17 protein-coding genes and 1 pseudogene are annotated in these 14,795 nt (G+C 63.4%); 7 read left to right on the forward strand and 11 right to left on the reverse strand.

The features are described from left to right. Window positions 1–27: 27 nt before the first annotated feature. Window positions 28–1,008, reverse strand: a complete 981-nt coding sequence (gene dprA / locus HQQ85_RS20035; RefSeq protein ID WP_173184516.1) for a DNA-processing protein DprA — start codon at window positions 1,006–1,008, stop codon at window positions 28–30. A 58-nt stretch (window positions 1,009–1,066) separates the two neighbouring features. Further along, on the reverse strand, window positions 1,067–1,480 hold the full coding sequence (locus HQQ85_RS20040) for a single-stranded DNA-binding protein (RefSeq protein WP_173184517.1): 414 nt from the start codon (window positions 1,478–1,480) through the stop codon (window positions 1,067–1,069). Window positions 1,481–1,769: 289 nt separating this feature from the next. Between HQQ85_RS20040 and HQQ85_RS20045 the strand changes: the two genes are divergently transcribed. Then, entirely contained in the window at window positions 1,770–2,498 is a 729-nt protein-coding gene (locus tag HQQ85_RS20045; protein ID WP_254069637.1) for an SOS response-associated peptidase, read from the forward strand. Between the two features lie 301 nt (window positions 2,499–2,799). On the opposite strand, the gene HQQ85_RS20050 is transcribed toward HQQ85_RS20045, so the two are convergent. From HQQ85_RS20050 to HQQ85_RS20065, 4 genes are all read right to left on the reverse strand, one after another. Next, the gene (locus tag HQQ85_RS20050) at window positions 2,800–3,384 is read right to left on the reverse strand and encodes a recombinase family protein (RefSeq protein ID WP_173184519.1); all 585 of its coding nucleotides are present in this window, start codon (window positions 3,382–3,384) and stop codon (window positions 2,800–2,802) included. A gap of 6 nt (window positions 3,385–3,390) precedes the next feature. Continuing rightward, window positions 3,391–4,197 carry a Fic family protein gene (locus HQQ85_RS20055; RefSeq protein WP_173184520.1) on the reverse strand — a complete coding sequence of 269 codons (807 nt, stop codon included), beginning with the start codon at window positions 4,195–4,197 and terminating at the stop codon, window positions 3,391–3,393. Between the two features lie 2 nt (window positions 4,198–4,199). Beyond that, a complete protein-coding gene (locus HQQ85_RS20060) occupies window positions 4,200–4,409 on the reverse strand; it encodes a hypothetical protein (RefSeq protein WP_173184471.1) in 210 nt (69 codons plus the stop codon). A gap of 207 nt (window positions 4,410–4,616) precedes the next feature. After that, on the reverse strand, window positions 4,617–6,419 hold the full coding sequence (locus HQQ85_RS20065) for an SIR2 family protein (protein ID WP_173184521.1): 1,803 nt from the start codon (window positions 6,417–6,419) through the stop codon (window positions 4,617–4,619). Window positions 6,420–6,636: 217 nt separating this feature from the next. Between HQQ85_RS20065 and HQQ85_RS20070 the strand changes: the two genes are divergently transcribed. From HQQ85_RS20070 to HQQ85_RS20080, 3 genes are all read left to right on the forward strand, one after another. Next, window positions 6,637–7,155: an SLATT domain-containing protein gene (locus tag HQQ85_RS20070; RefSeq protein ID WP_173184523.1), complete on the forward strand. Its 519-nt coding sequence runs from the start codon at window positions 6,637–6,639 to the stop codon at window positions 7,153–7,155. After that, window positions 7,155–8,030 (forward strand): nucleotidyltransferase, encoded by an 876-nt coding sequence (locus HQQ85_RS20075; protein WP_173184525.1) that lies wholly within the window; start codon window positions 7,155–7,157, stop codon window positions 8,028–8,030. Before HQQ85_RS20070 ends, HQQ85_RS20075 begins: the two co-directional genes overlap by 1 nt. 75 nt (window positions 8,031–8,105) lie before the next feature. Then, complete coding sequence (locus HQQ85_RS20080; protein ID WP_173184527.1) at window positions 8,106–8,324, forward strand: hypothetical protein; 219 nt, start codon at window positions 8,106–8,108, stop codon at window positions 8,322–8,324. A 219-nt stretch (window positions 8,325–8,543) separates the two neighbouring features. Here the strand turns inward: HQQ85_RS20080 and HQQ85_RS20085 are convergent, their stop codons facing one another. The 4 genes and pseudogenes from HQQ85_RS20085 to HQQ85_RS21250 all read right to left on the reverse strand — a co-directional run. Next, complete coding sequence (locus tag HQQ85_RS20085) at window positions 8,544–8,708, reverse strand: hypothetical protein (protein WP_173184529.1); 165 nt, start codon at window positions 8,706–8,708, stop codon at window positions 8,544–8,546. 229 nt (window positions 8,709–8,937) lie between these two features. Further along, window positions 8,938–9,240 (reverse strand): hypothetical protein, encoded by a 303-nt coding sequence (locus HQQ85_RS20090; RefSeq protein WP_173184531.1) that lies wholly within the window; start codon window positions 9,238–9,240, stop codon window positions 8,938–8,940. Window positions 9,241–9,290: 50 nt separating this feature from the next. Continuing rightward, window positions 9,291–9,554, reverse strand: coding sequence for a hypothetical protein (locus tag HQQ85_RS20095; RefSeq protein ID WP_173184533.1), 264 nt, complete (start codon window positions 9,552–9,554; stop codon window positions 9,291–9,293). 664 nt (window positions 9,555–10,218) lie between these two features. Next, a pseudogene (locus HQQ85_RS21250) lies at window positions 10,219–10,455 on the reverse strand (glutaredoxin family protein); the annotation flags it as partial. A gap of 379 nt (window positions 10,456–10,834) precedes the next feature. On the opposite strand from HQQ85_RS21250, the gene HQQ85_RS20105 reads away from it, so the two are divergent. The 3 genes from HQQ85_RS20105 (at window position 10,835) to HQQ85_RS21255 (ending at window position 13,641) form a co-directional block, all read left to right on the forward strand. Next, a complete protein-coding gene (locus HQQ85_RS20105) occupies window positions 10,835–11,374 on the forward strand; it encodes a PDDEXK nuclease domain-containing protein (protein WP_173184722.1) in 540 nt (179 codons plus the stop codon). A 775-nt stretch (window positions 11,375–12,149) separates the two neighbouring features. Then, window positions 12,150–13,106, forward strand: coding sequence for a ParA family protein (locus HQQ85_RS20110; RefSeq protein ID WP_173184534.1), 957 nt, complete (start codon window positions 12,150–12,152; stop codon window positions 13,104–13,106). A 268-nt stretch (window positions 13,107–13,374) separates the two neighbouring features. Next, a complete protein-coding gene (locus HQQ85_RS21255; RefSeq protein ID WP_173184536.1) occupies window positions 13,375–13,641 on the forward strand; it encodes a hypothetical protein in 267 nt (88 codons plus the stop codon). A 92-nt stretch (window positions 13,642–13,733) separates the two neighbouring features. Here HQQ85_RS21255 and HQQ85_RS20120 read toward each other — a convergent pair whose 3' ends face one another. After that, entirely contained in the window at window positions 13,734–14,645 is a 912-nt protein-coding gene (locus HQQ85_RS20120; RefSeq protein ID WP_173184538.1) for an ArdC-like ssDNA-binding domain-containing protein, read from the reverse strand. Window positions 14,646–14,795: the final 150 nt, after the last annotated feature.

The following is a 14,795-nucleotide window of genomic DNA, read 5'->3' on the forward strand; positions in this document are numbered from 1 at the left end:
TCCCCGGGGTGGGGCCGGCCGCCGCCATCACCGGACGTCGAGGTCGATGGCGCTGACGGCCAGGCGGGCATGGCCGTCCTGGATCAGCCGGTGGCACCCGGCACTGGTGGCCGAGGTGATGGGGCCTGGGATCGCGAACACAGGACGTCCGATGGCGTTGGCGTGTCCCGCGGCGTTGAGGGTGCCCGAGCGCGCCCCGGCTTCGACGATGACGACCTGGTGAGACAGGGCCGCGATAATGCGGTTCCGCTGCAAAAACTTCCATCGAGTAGGCGCGGACGACGGCGGAAGCTCACTGATCACCACGCCACCACGGGCGGCGACGCGGGCGATGAGATCGTGGTGCCCCGCGGGGTAAGGGCGGTCAACTCCTCCGGCGAGAACGACGATGGGTGTTCCCGAGTTTGCAAGTGTGGCGCGGGTCGCCATCCCGTCGATGCCATACGCCGCCCCGGTGACAATCGCGTGCCCGGCCGCGACGAGGTCGGTGGTGATGGAGAGGGCGACATGCTCGCCGTAACTCGTGGCAGCCCTTGATCCTGCGATCGCGGTCACCCGCTCTGCGTTCAGCACGTCGGGGTTGCCGTCGCACCACAGCAGCAGCGGTGCCGCGTCTCCGAGGTCGTGGAGCGCGGCGGGCCAGGCGTCATCCTCGGGCGTCAGGATGCTGAATTCGTGCTGGTCAGTGAGAGTGAGTCTGCGGGCGACCCTGGACGGGTTGTATTGCCGCCCCACTTGTTCGATGAGCCGCGCCGGAACGTCAACCTCTGACGGGTTCAGCAGCAGGCGGAGCGCGGCCACTGGGCCGTGCTGTCGGATGAGGGTTCCGGCGTCGACGTCGCCCGGCTCGACGATCACCGACCATGCGACACGCGCGATCACGGCATCACTATGCGATAGCGGGGCAGGTGCTGCGCGACGGATAGCGTCGACCGCATCGTGGGCTCGAGCGGGTGTCTGCGAGAGGTCGACGTGAGTGGCCCGGATGGGGTTGGGCAGGTTAGTCATGACTGTTCCTTTCGAAAGAGTAGGAAGGGGGCGCGCTGGTGCGCCCCCTTGGGTGGTGTCAGTGCTGGCCGGTCGGAGTGTCGACCGTGTCGGTGCTGTCGGTGGCGTCTTCACGACGAGGGTTCTTGGTGTGAACGGTGGTGCCCCAGCTGAGGTCGTGTCCGATGGCGCCGGCTTCGATCTCGACGTTGGTGCCGGTCTTTCCGTCCTGCTCCCAGGCGCGGACGCGAAGCTTCCCGGTGACGATCACGTGCTCACCCCGGCGGAGGCTGCCGGTGGCGTTCACGGCGAGCTGACGGAACCCCGTGACGGTGAACCAGTTCGTGTCCGAGTCCACCCAGGTCTGGCTGGTGGCATCGAAGCGGCGGTGGGTGGATGCGAGCCGGAAGCTCGACACGTCCAGGCCCGCCTGGGTGACGATGTGGCGGGGGTCGGTGGCGACTGTCCCAGTGATGGTGATGATGTCCGACATGATCTGTTCTCCCTCAGTGTTGGCTGATCGTTCTTCTGTGCGTCTCCGCGGGAAGAACCGGTGAGAGCGGGAGCGTCGAAGTGCCGGGACGTGGAATACCGGACCAGGCACAGCCCGGGAGGATATGCCGCGAAAGCCCGGAACGCAGACGCGGGAGCGAACTACGGTCTCCACCCGGAGATGCACAGAAACCCATAAGGGCTGCCGCCGGCCGCGCCGGCGCCCATACGGCGTCGCTCCGTCGACGCTGCTACGCAGTAGCCGCTATGCGAGTTGTACGGTGGGACGCATGTGCGGGCGATTCGCGATCGACGGCAAGGTCAATGAGGCCATCAGCGACTACGTCCACGCCGGTGGGAAGCCGCAGGACTGGCGCCCTTCCGACTGGGCGGCGAACTACAACGTCGCCCCCACGAACCCGTCGGTCATCATCCGCGACCGCGTCGACGACGACACGGGGGAGATCGGACGCGAGGTCGACTGGGACGCCATCTGGGACTTCCGCCCACCATGGTTGAAGACGCCAGCGCCGCAGATCAACGCCAGGATCGAGAACCTCACGAGCTCGAACCTCTGGAAGAAGTCCTTCATCGGCCGACGGGCGATCGTGCCAATGCTCGGCTACTACGAGTGGAAGACCATCGCCGGGAAGAAGCAGCCGTACTTCATCCACTCCGATGCCGATTTGCTCTCGGCAGCCTGCATCTATGTGCCGGTCAAGAGCGGAGATGATTGGGACGTGCGGTTCGCGATCATCACCCGGGAAGCGCGAGATGCGTCGGGTGAGATCCATGACCGGATGCCTGCTTTCCTGACCCCCGAGACATGGGATACCTGGCTCGCCCCGAATGATCTCGCGGAGCCGGCCGAGGCGCTCGAGATGTTGAAGGCGTCCTCTGAGCAGGTGGCGTCCACGATCACGACGTATCCCGTGAGCAAGGCGATCAACAATGTGCGCGCCCGGCCAGAGTGGGACGACCCGGCACTACTCGAACCCATTCAGCTCGACGAAAGCTGACCCCGCGGCGCCTCTACCGCTTCTGACGGCCTTGACCCTGGGCTGGCATCGACGGAGGCTGACCGGCCCCACGTCATCGGGTCGGTGAAAGTCTCGTGCGAAGATGTGTGATCAGCCGGGAGCACGCACCGCCCGTCGCCCACCGGTGCGGACTCAGCACACATCGCGACCGCCACACCGTGTACGTCCTGACCGTGCTCGTAGAGCTTCATCGCCGCCGCGCCGAGAGTGTCTCCGACGCACACGGTGTCGCACCACGGCTCTGGGCACGGCCACTCGGGAAGCTGGGTGAGAGCGCCCATCAGCTCGCTACCGCCGCACCGTCATCGTCGTCCCGCTCGAGGGCCCGGCGGACGCTAGAGACGCCGACGCCGAGGGCGGCTGCGATCGTCTCCCATGTCGCTCGAGGCGTGTCGGCGCGCATCCTACGGGCGAGCGCGATTCGCTCCGGCGTCATGACCGTGGGTCGGCCGCCGCTGCGGCCGCGGGCCTTGGCAGCGGCCAGGCCGGCGCGGGTGCGATCGGAGATGATGCGCCCGTTCATCTGCGCGAAAGCGGCGCAGATGTGGAAGAACAGCTCGCCGCCTGGGGTGGTGGTGTCGAAGGGTTCGGTGAGCGATTTGAATTCCACGCCCCGCTCCCCCAGCTCCGTGACGATCGTCACGACGTCGATCATCGACCGGCCGAGCCGGTCGGTCGAGTACACCAGAAGGGTGTCTCCCGTACGGAGGAACTTTTTCGCGTCGATCAGGCCGGGGCGGGCGGCGTTCTTGCCGATGAGCTTGTCGGAAAAGATAGGGTCGGCGCCGGCCGCTTTTAAGGCGTCGATCTGTGAGTGGAGATTCTGCTCCTGGGTCGAAACGCGGGTGTATCCGACGACGGCCACGAGCTCCTACCTTCCGTATCCGTGATCGATGCTAAGTCCCTGCCGCGGCGGGAGGTGCCCGCGCCCAGGTGTCGAGCTGCCCGGTTCGGGGGCGCGGATCTCCGTCGCACTCGTGGGGAAATTCCGCTTGTTCAGGTCGACGATGCGCTGCAGCTCAGGGTCGAGCGGTGGCGGCGTGGCCGGTCCGCTCTGAATAGGCTCGACCGCCTTTGAGAGGACCGCGGCCAGCCGACCGTTGCTGCCGGTGTCCTGGCTGTGGAACCGTGCCGCCACGAACTCGTCGCGCAGCGGCGAGCCGACTTTGAAGGCGTCCGTGTCGATCCGGTAGCCGGCGTTCTCTGCGAGCTGGGAGAAGAACACGAACTGCGTTCGGGTGTTGCCCTCACGGAAGCTATGGATGACATTCAACTCACCCCACCGCTCTGCGAGCTCGTCGACGAATTCGACCTTGCCGAGGCCACGGAGGAAGTCCTTGCTTTCGAGCTTGCCGTACTCCGCGTGCGCCGCCTCGGTCAGGGCGGGGCCGGCCGCGTAGTACAGGTGGCCCTCCTTGTTCATGAACCCGTCCGGGCCCACTCGCTCCTCCCCCGCCCATTCGTAAACGTCTTGGAAGATGTGCCGGTGGATGGCCTTCATGTGGTCGTAATCGAACGCTGCCGGTAGAGGTGCGTCGGCCAGCTCGACGAGCCGCACGTGCGCCTGGGCTTCCTCGTAGCGGCGCAGCTGGTCGCCATCGGTGATGCCCTCGACGTTCTTTAAAACGGAAGTACCTGGGATGAAATAGTCATCCCAGGTACGAAACTCCTTTGCCACGGTTAGCGGGCGCCGAGAAGCTGCGACTTCACGAGCGCTGCAGCCTCATCCCCCGTGACCTCACCCGCGGCTAGGCGCCGGCTGATCGCTCGCACGGTGGGGTCGGTGACCTCGTGGCCGGCGGCGCCGAGAGCGGCGTCAGCGAAGCTCATCCGGCGCTCGACGTCGGCCTCGTCGGCGGCGGGTGCTGTACGTGCGTGCGCAATGCTCATGACGGCTCCAATCTGGTTGTTAACATTCTACCCGATCTGTCCAAAAACCTCTAGGAGGCAGTTTCGGTAGATTTGATTTCGGCAACGGGTTTTGAACAGACGGCCGCCCGCGGGAATTCAAGGCTGAAGCCGGTCGAGGTCGACCTGCCGACAAACGATCGTTTTCGCACCGTGGGGTGTGACAGGGCGTGCCCATGAGCGTGCGGCCTAATAGTGCCGGCGGTACCCCTTGAGGATCTCGACCTGATTGATTAGCGCCGCATCCATTGCTTCCGGCGTGCCGAAAAATGACACCCACACCGCTGCGTGACCGCGTTCGATCATGCGGCGGAAATCCGTTTCAGGGAGCAGCTGGTTGCCGTACCAAGCCCTCTCACCGACAAACTCGCCGCTCATCGCGTTGTGACGATAGACACCTCCGTCACGGAGGTGCTGCTGGAGAAGGCTCAGACGGTATTCGAACCCGTGATAGGCGGCGTCAAAGTCATCATCCGCGGGGATGAACTCTGTGAAGAAGTGGCGGATCTCGGTTTTCATGAGATGGCTGGTGGGGTACATCCATCGAACGCCGCCCCATCGAGGCAACTGCTTCACATGGTCCGACTCAGCCAGACGTAAGTAGTGAAGGGTCTCCGCCGCGTCCCTAGCTTCCCCGCCGCCTGGCCGGTTCTGGGCCTCGACATTGGAGACAATTGATAGCAATAGGTCTTCGCGGTTTCGCCGCGTTGCTGTGATGGAGACCACGGCAAGGGCAACGAAGGCGGGGATACGCCTCAAGGAATGCAGCGCTGGAACGTAACTGGAGGGGTAGGCCGTTGCCGCATCTACCAAGCGCTGCACCACATCGACCCACAGAGAATCGTGAATGCCCTCCGGGTCGTGTCGCACACCTTCGATGAGCATTGGCGCTAGCTGATCCATCGAACGAAGATGACCGTCGATGGTGGAGTCGAGCATTTCGAACGTGATCTGCCCGCTGTCTGAAACGCCCTGCGGCGAGTCAGCGATTGCCTCGACGACATCGTCTACGATGCCCATCACCAAGTCGTGGAGGTCGATACGCCGGACCGGGTCCGGCAGATATCGCTTCAGCCGCGCGATCGCCATTGCCGTAGTGAGAGGCGGTGCTGACAAGCGATCCAAAGCCTCGAGGCTCTCAAGCAATTCGGTGAACAAGTCGTCGGCGCTCGAGACGGGCAGGACAATACCGCCGCGACCCGCGATGAGCCTCGTGGCAGCTTCGCCGCGGCTGCTGCGCTGGTCCCAGAACAGCGGATAGCGGCGCGACGTCGACTCCTCCAATGACCGAACGAGGGCAACGTCCCAGTCTGCCGACCAGCCGGAGACGATCAGTCCGTATTCATCAAAGATCTGGTGAAGGAGCTCGGTCCATTCGGCGGGATACTCCGATAGTTCGGTGGGGGTGTTTCGGGTGCCGAGGTCGAGATAGTCGCCGTGAAGCTTGAGAAGAGTTACTTTTGCGTGTGCAAGGGGCGCCATGCCGTTTACCGCTTCTGGGCGGGAGATGACTTGCGGGGATATGCCCACGGCGTCGAGAGCCTGTTCCATGAGCCGGTCAAAGTTGGTTGTGACAATGACCTTTACAGATCCCCGGCGCACCAGCTTCGCGATCGCGTGGTGGGCTTTGCTCGGCTGTCGTGGTGGGGTGTCCTCATCAGCGGTGGGCTCGAAGAAGCCTGCAAGCAGGCCTTGTCTGGCGGCAGCGGAGGGAGCTAACTGCTCAAGGAGGGAGGCGTAGCCGAGTTCTCCATCGCCATGCTGCGCCCACCATGCCTCAGGGTCGGCTCGCGCAGCGGCGACGGCGTTGTCATCGTCGGGACTGGCGGCGGCTGCGGCACGAGCGACAAGCTCCCGCACCACACCCCACCCGGTGAGGAGACCCGCCCCAGTCGAAACACCGGAACCAAGAAGGACCGAGTAGACGCCGGGCTGAGAGTGCATCGACGTCGCAAGCGACACGAGCGGGGAAAGACCTTTACGCGCAGTCATAGGGTCAGCCTGGCAGCTACTTCCGACACCACCGCTAGTGCAGAACCGATCGTTTACGGCGGCGCGGACTCGAAAGCGCGCCGGCCATGTTGCGGAAAGCGGCCCGACTCCATACGGAGCAGAAGATCAATCGTCGCCTTCAGCTCACTAAATGGTGCTTTGCCCCACCGCGCGCGTTGGCCCGGATATGTTCTCGTCGTACCGCTACTCTCTCGCTATGGATGGCGACGACAGCACGCAACGTCGGGCGCTGCTGCGTGAGCTCGCAGAGGTCGAGAACCGCACCATGTGGAGCGCACAAGGCCAGTTCGAGCAAGCGAAGGGCTGGCAACGGCTAAATCTCTGGCTCGGGTCCCTTGCCGCGGGATCTGCCGCAATATCTGGGGCTCTAGTTCTTGCCTCCTCCGGCCTCGACCTCCTAGGAGGAGTGCTCGCACTCTTTGCCGCCGCCGGAGGCGCAGTTCTCACTGTCGTAAACGCCTCTCAACGCGCGACAGTGGCAACAGCCGCAGCGAATGCATACCTCGAACTGCAGAATGCTGCGCGCCGGGCTCGCCTGGTCGACACACCCTGGATGAATGTCGAAGATGGCCGCGCCATCTTGCAGGGCCTGACAGAGCGGATGGACGAGCAGAACAGGTCCGCTGAGCCCATCTCTCCTCGGGCATACCGCAAAGCCGGTCGCAATATCAAAGCCGGTGGGCAAACGGTCATCGTCGATGAGACGGCGGACTGATGCCCGAGCGCACGATCGCAACCGCCTTCGAGACACTGCTCTCAAGAAAGGTGCCGACGGAAGGTGAGCGATCAGCCGCGGCTCGGCACCGTGCTTCTATCGAGAAGTCCCTCTCCCAACTAGAGAATTTTGGACTACGAGAGACCGGTTCCTTCCGTCACGGGACGGCAGTTCGAGGGCATTCTGATGTGGACGTCCTAGTCAGTCTCGGCGGGGGCCGCCCCGCAAGCTCCGACACCGCACTCGAACGAGTCCGAAGTGCGCTTGCCTGGTCTTTCCCGTTCACTCCGATTCGGGTTAGCCGTCCCGCCGTGGTCGTCGATTTCGCAGGCGGCGATGAGCGTTGGGAAGTAATTCCCGGCTATTACGAGCGCTCAAACGGTAACCACTCCGTCTACAGCATTCCCGCGCCTGGCGGAGGATGGATAGAGACCGCTCCCTCCGCGCATCTCGCTTACGTTACGGACGAAAATCGATCTCCTCAGGGCGGCGCGAAGGGTCTTGCTCGGCTCGTGAAGACCTGGAAGTACGCCAACACCAGCGGAGCCAAAGTCTCGTCCTTCTACCTGGAGATGCGAGCGGCGCAGCGAATGTCAAAGGAATCGTCGTTCATTCCATATCTCGACTTCGCCTATTTGATTCGTGATCTAGCCAACAGCAATTTGGCTGACATGAACGACCCCACAGGGGTAACAGGCCGGTTCCGCGCTGCATCGACGGAAAACTACCGCTCGACCGCCGTTACGATGCTCGCTGCTGACGCGAAGCGGGTTGCGGATGCCATTGAGCTCGAGAAGGCAGGTAGGCGCTCGGAGGCATTCAAGAAGCTGGCCTACGTCTTCGTGGGCACTACCTTCCCTGCCCAGTTCTATTGATGAGCTGGGGCTAAGTGTTTCTTTGCCGGGCGGCCCGAAATATCGGGTCGCCCGCATACGCCCTACAGTCGGGCGATGTTGTTCCTGGCCCGAGGCATCGAAGACCACCACTACGGGGTGGTCGAAGAGGTCGGCGATGCACTAGTCGAAACACCGTGGCGGATTGAGCGCGAGGGCGCCGGCTACCGCCTCAGCCATGCTGATGATGCAGGCGAAACGGTTCGGCTGTTCGAGCTTGGTGAGTTCAATTCTCCTGACGAGGCCTTGGCGGCGCTGGCGGAGCGGGCGGGGTGACGTCCGCTGGCTGCAGTTCGAGTCGTGTTCTGACGTAGCGCACGAGGTACCGGAAGGACCTGCCCGACCAGGCGGTATCAGCGGATATCTCGATGACGATGGGCTCGACCAGTGTCAGGTCGATCAACTCGCGCCCCGGACTACGAATCGGCTCGGGAAGCGGCGAACGCGCAGGCGTCTGAGGGCTACCAGGTGCTTTCCTACCGTGTCGAGCGCTGACTAGGTTATTCGACGCTGCGTGCGGATCCCCACGAGCGTCCAGCCGTCGGGGATGACCGATCGCGCGGCTTCTTCCGCGTTGGCGTGGCCGGCGGCGTTCACGGCGTAGTCGACAGTCAGACCGTCGACGTCGCGCTGGATCCTCCCCCAGACGATCGGGTTCATGCCGCGGTGCGGCAAGCGGTCCCGATCCGTCCATAGCTCGGGGTGATCGGTGACCTCGACGCCATCGGCCCATCGCTACCGGCCGGGCGGGATGGCGTCGGCTTTCCGGTACAGCTCGTCGCTGCGCGCGATCATCTCCTCTGAGCTGGGGTAGAACGCTGGAGCGGTGCTGCCATCCAAGAGAAACCTCCTTCCGGCTGTTTAGACGTCGAGCTGTGCGGGTACGGGTTTAGTCAGGCGGCGTTCCGACGGCTGAGCGCCACACCCACGCGCTGACGGTTCGCCCGTTCCGCATCGTCCACCGAACCTGCACGGCGTAATCGTTCCACGCGATCGCCTCGCAGCGCGGCCGCACGGTCGCTTCATGGAACCGCACCCATGCCTCGACGGGTACGGGCTTAGCCGGGGTGACGATCGGGTGGCGTTCAGCGTCAACCTCGGCGGCGGTGAGTGACACCGGCTGCGGCCGGGTCACGGCTTCTTCAATCTCGCGGTCGATCGCGTGGCCGGGATAGCGGCGGTTCTGACCCATCCCCCAACATCAGAGGGCATGTTCGATTAAACGAATCCCGGGAGGAAGAGTTAGCGGATACCCGCTCGGAAGCGCCTCGTGCGGGCACTGGCGACGCAGTTGCAGGCCAGCGCGAACAGGCCGGCCGGTATGGCAGGGACCGGCACGACGGCGTGGAGGCCCTGGGAAAGGCTGTTTTCGGCTGGGATGAAAATGGCGCCGATCATGGCAGCACAGACCAGAACGTAGATGCCCCATTGCCGGGAGCTGTAGCGGATAACGCGCACCCCGGGGCCGTCGTACCACCAGAGGCGGATCGGCTCGGGGATGGTCATGGCCCCATTATGTGGGCAGAGCAACGCCCCCGGCCGGAAGAGAGAGGTGGTCGGGGGCGGTGCCGGATCTGGGGCGGTTAGCGTCGAGCTGCTGCTCTATCTCCACGAGAAGTTCGCGGGCAAGCCGCGCCTTCATGCTGCGGGCGCCGGCCCTGCCGGCATCCTGCTCGAGCGCGATGGCGTAGGCGGCAAGGGCCGCTAAGAGAGCATCGCGTCGGGCGCTGCCCAACTCGTCGGAGAAGACGAGCACAACGCGACCGATCACGTTGGCTACTGGCCGTCGTCCTCGCGGGTGACGCGGCGGACCCTGGGCGACCTGGCGCCCGAGGTCGACGCCGATGCGGTCGGCCTCGAACACGCGCCCGTAGGTCTTGCTCCCTTCCGGGCCCCAGCTCGTCGCGTACTCACGGCCCACGACGGTTACGGCGTCTCCGCGGTGCAGAGTGGCCGCAGCGTTCTCCCCCAGCTCGAACTTGGCCTCGACGAAATGCGTGGTGGCGTCCGGGTGCTCAAAGTACTTGCCTCCCCGGTACTCCCCGTGTTCTCGATTACGCGCAGCTTCGTGATGTTGATGCTTCCGGCCTTGACGACCTCGACGTCGGCGGCCAGGTTCCCGGTGATGGTACGTGTGGACACTGGTTCTTCTCCTTCGGTTATCGTGCGGTGAGGACAGCTTGTCGATGACGTCGGGGCGCAATCCGGACCAGTGATTCTGGTCGTCGACGACGACTACAGGGGCTTGGGCATAGCCAAGTTCTTCGGTCGCGTACTCCAGCGCCGCTGCGATCTTGATCACGTCGTACTCGAACCACTTGATGCCCTTGGCGTCCAGCTTCGTTTTGGTCGCAGCGCACTGCACGCAAGAGGGCTTGGTGTAGATCGTGACGGTTGTCTCAGCCATTGCCTCTCCCCTTCCCGCCAACATTTTTTTGAGCCTGTCTGGCAGAGGGAATCGTTTGTGAGCGGGAGCGCCTGAGTGCCGGGTTGTGGAATACCGGAGGGAGCGCAGCGAGTGAGGATATGCCGCGAAAGCCCGGAACAGGAGGCGTGGAGCGAGCTACGGTGAACGGCCAGACAGGTGAAGAACAGTCATGCTCTACAGGGCCGCGCAGCGGCTCCGCTAGCGTCCGGCCGCTGTGCCGACCGCACTCCCCCGGTGTCGATTGCATCGCGCACTCCCATGCCTTCAGTCTGCTTTCACATTGATATCGGTCTGAAACTGATATCGCTTGGTATCCGCCCCCGTGGCCTAGCTTTCCGCGTCGGCCTTCATCCGCTACCTGGTCGTCGAGCTCAAGACCGGCAAGCTTCAGCCGGGGTACGCGGGCAAGCTCGGCTTCTACGTCGCTCTCGTCGATGACCGCCTGCGACGCGAAACCCACGCACCAACGGTAGGGATTCTGATCTGCGGTAGTCGTAACGAACACACCGTCCGCTGCTCGCTCGGACGCACAGACTCACCGATGGCGGCGTCCACCTACACATACGAGTCGCTCCCAGCGAGCGAGCAGGCCGCCTCCCCAACGCCGCCCAACTTGCAGCCGCGCTGGAACGGGATATCGAAGAGAACTGAATACGGCTCATTATGCCGACGAGCTGTTGGCATAATGAGGCGAGCGGTCCAACTAGGTCAGAAGTACGCAACGAACGAAGGTCAGCGGCGTACCATCGCCCTGAATCCACGACGGAACCGGTGGACGCGATCAGAGAAGACGTACGCGCCTCACTCCGACCGCTCCGCAGACTTGGTGGCGAAGGCCGGATCGTCATGTCCCAGGACAGCTAGAGCACCGTCGGCACAACTCGGTCACGGCCATTGAGACCGCCACGGCGGCCTTGGAGTCGGCCGGTTTGGCGATGCTCTGGATGCATGCGCTCCCACATCGCGACGGCGGCTATCCCCCCATCGCGGACTAGAACTTCGATTCCGGTGGCGAGCCTCGCTTTGACATGAACGAGATCGAACATGCGACAGCGTTTCCTAGTGCGGAAGTAGGCTCCAAGGTCACTCCGTAGCCGACCGCTTCGACGCCGACTCCGACTTCGACAGTCAATTTCAGGGCGACCCAACAGTACGGACTCGAACGCGCGGGTGTCGATTACTTCTGAAAGCTCACCGCGAGCACTCCCCCGTGCGGCGAACGGATGTTCGATTCTCTCTCGATCCCTCCAAACATGCGGTTCCCAAACGCGCACGCAGTCACCAATTTTTGCGACTGTTTCTGCGGCCTCTGGCGGTACTTGGAGCCGATTTGACCCTCGATATGGGCCGGCTACCCATGGCGCCCTCTGTTCGTCCGTTCTGAGCGAATTCCGCACCAGAATGCGGCGGCCCTTCCGGATGACCCTTTGGTTGCATTACTGGTTTTTATGGTTTTGCACGTGTTACTGGTTTCGATTGCATATATTGTTTTCCCGGTAATACCGTAAACACCAGCATTTATGAGAGAGGAAGGTCGGCTAACACCTCGTTGAGATCGATGCGAGCGCCCACAACTGGTCGAACTTGAAATACCACCATTGCAAGCGTTGCTTGCTAACCTGGGTTTACCTGGATTGCCAGAATCACTTGCATTACTTGTTTAGGAGACCGCCTTGGCTGAGATAGACCGGAGTGTTCTGCAACGCACCGTTGCCGTCATCAACAACAAGGGCGGTGTCGGCAAGACGACCCTGACCACGAACGTTGGTGGTCTCCTGGCGGCATCGGGATGGCGGGTTCTGATCGTTGATCTGGACCACCAGGGGAATGCCGGACTGGATCTTGGATATAGGAACACGGAGAAGGATGATGACGGCGCGAATCTACTGAAAGCGCTGATCATGAACGAGCAGCTGCACCCAGTCGAGGTGCGACCGAATCTGGATGTCGTCGTGGGGGGCAGCCTGCTCGAGAACGCGAACGGTCCACAGCCAACATCTGCGTCGAAGAGGGGAGATGCCCGCCTGTCGGTTGCGCGGGCGCTGGAACCTATCGCTGGCGATTACGACATCATCTTGCTCGACTGCCCACCGAGTAGCGATGTGATTCAGTCTGCCGCTGTGGCGGCGGCCCGCTACGTCTTAGTTCCGGTGAAAACGGACCGGGCGAGCCTGGAGGGTCTGGCTCTGACAGCGAACCGCCTCAGCGCCATATATCAGCTGAATCCGGACATTGACCTGCTTGGCATTGTGCTGTTCTCATCGACGACGTCGGCGGTGAAGGTGCGCGAAGAGTTCATCGGGCAGATCGTCGAGGTGCTGGTCAGCGATGATGCGGGTTCTGAGGAGCGGGACGCGGCCAAGAAGTCGATCTTCGACAATTTCGTCCGCAATGCGGAGGCCGTGGCGAACTCGGCGCGGAACAAGGGCGTTCTTGTGCACGAACTGGATGAGCAGGTGCGGAAGGCCGACAAGTGGTGGGTGTCACTTCGTAAGGGGGAGCCGGCGAAGCGGGTGGGACCTGCGTCCTCGAAGAGTGTTGCTGATGACTTGCAGGCCATCACGCAGGAGCTGGTGGCCCGGTTGACCGAGCTCGAGGCTGAAGCAGAAGCGGAGGAAACGAATGTCTGATGATGCGTCCCGTTTTGTGGGCGGCCCGCCTCCGCCACCGCGCAAGGCGCGTGGTCTGACCCGAGCCTCCAGGCCCGCGGTTGCCGTAGAATCCGAGCCTGAGAGCATCCAGGCGATCGAGTCCGCGCTGGCGCCCGCTCAGTCGACCTACGAAGCCGAGTCTGAGCAGACTGCGGCCGTCGAGCCTCTCGTAGCTCAACCGGTTGCGAGCATCCCAACGGCACCCGTCATTCCTCACCCTCCGGTTGCTGAGCAGCAGCCTGCCGGTGTGCAGAGGTCAACCGGGGAGGAGTTCGATGCTCCGGAGCCACGCCGGCATAAGATCAAGGTCACGTTTGAGCTCGACTCGGATCTGCGGATGCGGGCTCGGACGATGTTCAAGCTGACGGGCGAGGATGAGGGCGACGTGTCCTTCGGTGGAATGCTCGCGACACTCATCGAGAACGAGTGCATCCGCCGGGAGCGCGTGTACAACGGGGGCCGTCCGTTCGAGGGCACGGATCGAAAGCTACGTCCGGGCCGCCCCTTGGGCTGACCGGGACAGAGCGCCGCCTGCGGCGGCTCCGCTCGCCCGCGCCCACCGGGGCCAGCATGTAAGGTTCTGCTGGCCCTGGTGGGTGCAGGGGATCAGTTGGGTTCTGTCGGTTCGGGGTCGCCAGTGAGGGCGTCTGCGAGGGTGTGGGCTGCTCGGAGTACTCGGGTGGCGGTGGTTCGGATGGTGTCGGCGTCGCAGTTGCTCCAGCCGGCGACGTAGCCGATGCTGTATGCGCTGGTGTCGAGGCCGAGGAGCCCGGCGACGATGTGGGCGACGCTCTCAGCTTCGGTCTCGGTGGTCCCGCGATGCTCGATGTGGGTTCCTTGATCCTGGTCGGTGTGGAGGAGGACGTGCCCGGCTTCGTGGAGGATGGTTTTGGCGGCTTGGGCGGGGGAGAGGTTGGCGTCAACGACGATGCGGGTGCTCCCGTCGCGGGTGGTGAATCCGTTGGCCTCGCCGGGGATCGCTTCGCGGGTTACTGTCCATCCGATTGACGTCAGGTAGTCGACGGTGGTGTCGTAGATGCCTGCTGGGTCGCCGCCGGTGAGCCGGTGGCCCAGTTCGGCGGGGTCGGGCTGTGTGGGGTCGATAAGGTCGGTTTGTGCCCGGTCGAACACGGACAGGATGGGGAAGTAGGTGAGGGTCTTTTCGCTGTTCTCGCTTGGTTCGGCCTGCTCGCCTTCACCTGAGTCGTCGCTACTGAGTTTCTTCTGCCGGAATCCGAAGATCCGGATCCCGCGTTCTCCTTTGCGCACCTGTCGTCCGAGTTGCTGCCATTTGCGGAATCCGGCTATGTGGGTAGCGGTGGGGCACTGGGTGAGGATCAGGACGAGGTTATTGAACGAGTACTGATGAAACGCCTGGACGAAAGTCAGGTACCGCTCCCATTCGCCGCTGTCGCGCAGTTTTTCGATTTCGGTCACGATCGATGCCTGCAGCTCTTCGGCCTGGGCGCGACGCTCCTCGGGGCACGTGCGGGGCCCGCTGTTCTTGACCTTGCGCATTGCTTTCTCCTCTCAAACACCCCTCACGTTTCTTTGCCGTGAAGGCGGTTTACCGCCGCTAGGGCGAGCTGGCGGGAGTGCAAGCGACCGTGGAATACCGAGGGAGCGCAGCGAGGAAGGATATGCCGCGAAAGCGCTTGCATGAAGGCT

Origin of the sequence: Herbiconiux sp. VKM Ac-2851, from assembly GCF_013205105.1 — a bacterium.
Lineage (GTDB): Bacteria > Actinomycetota > Actinomycetes > Actinomycetales > Microbacteriaceae > Herbiconiux > Herbiconiux flava.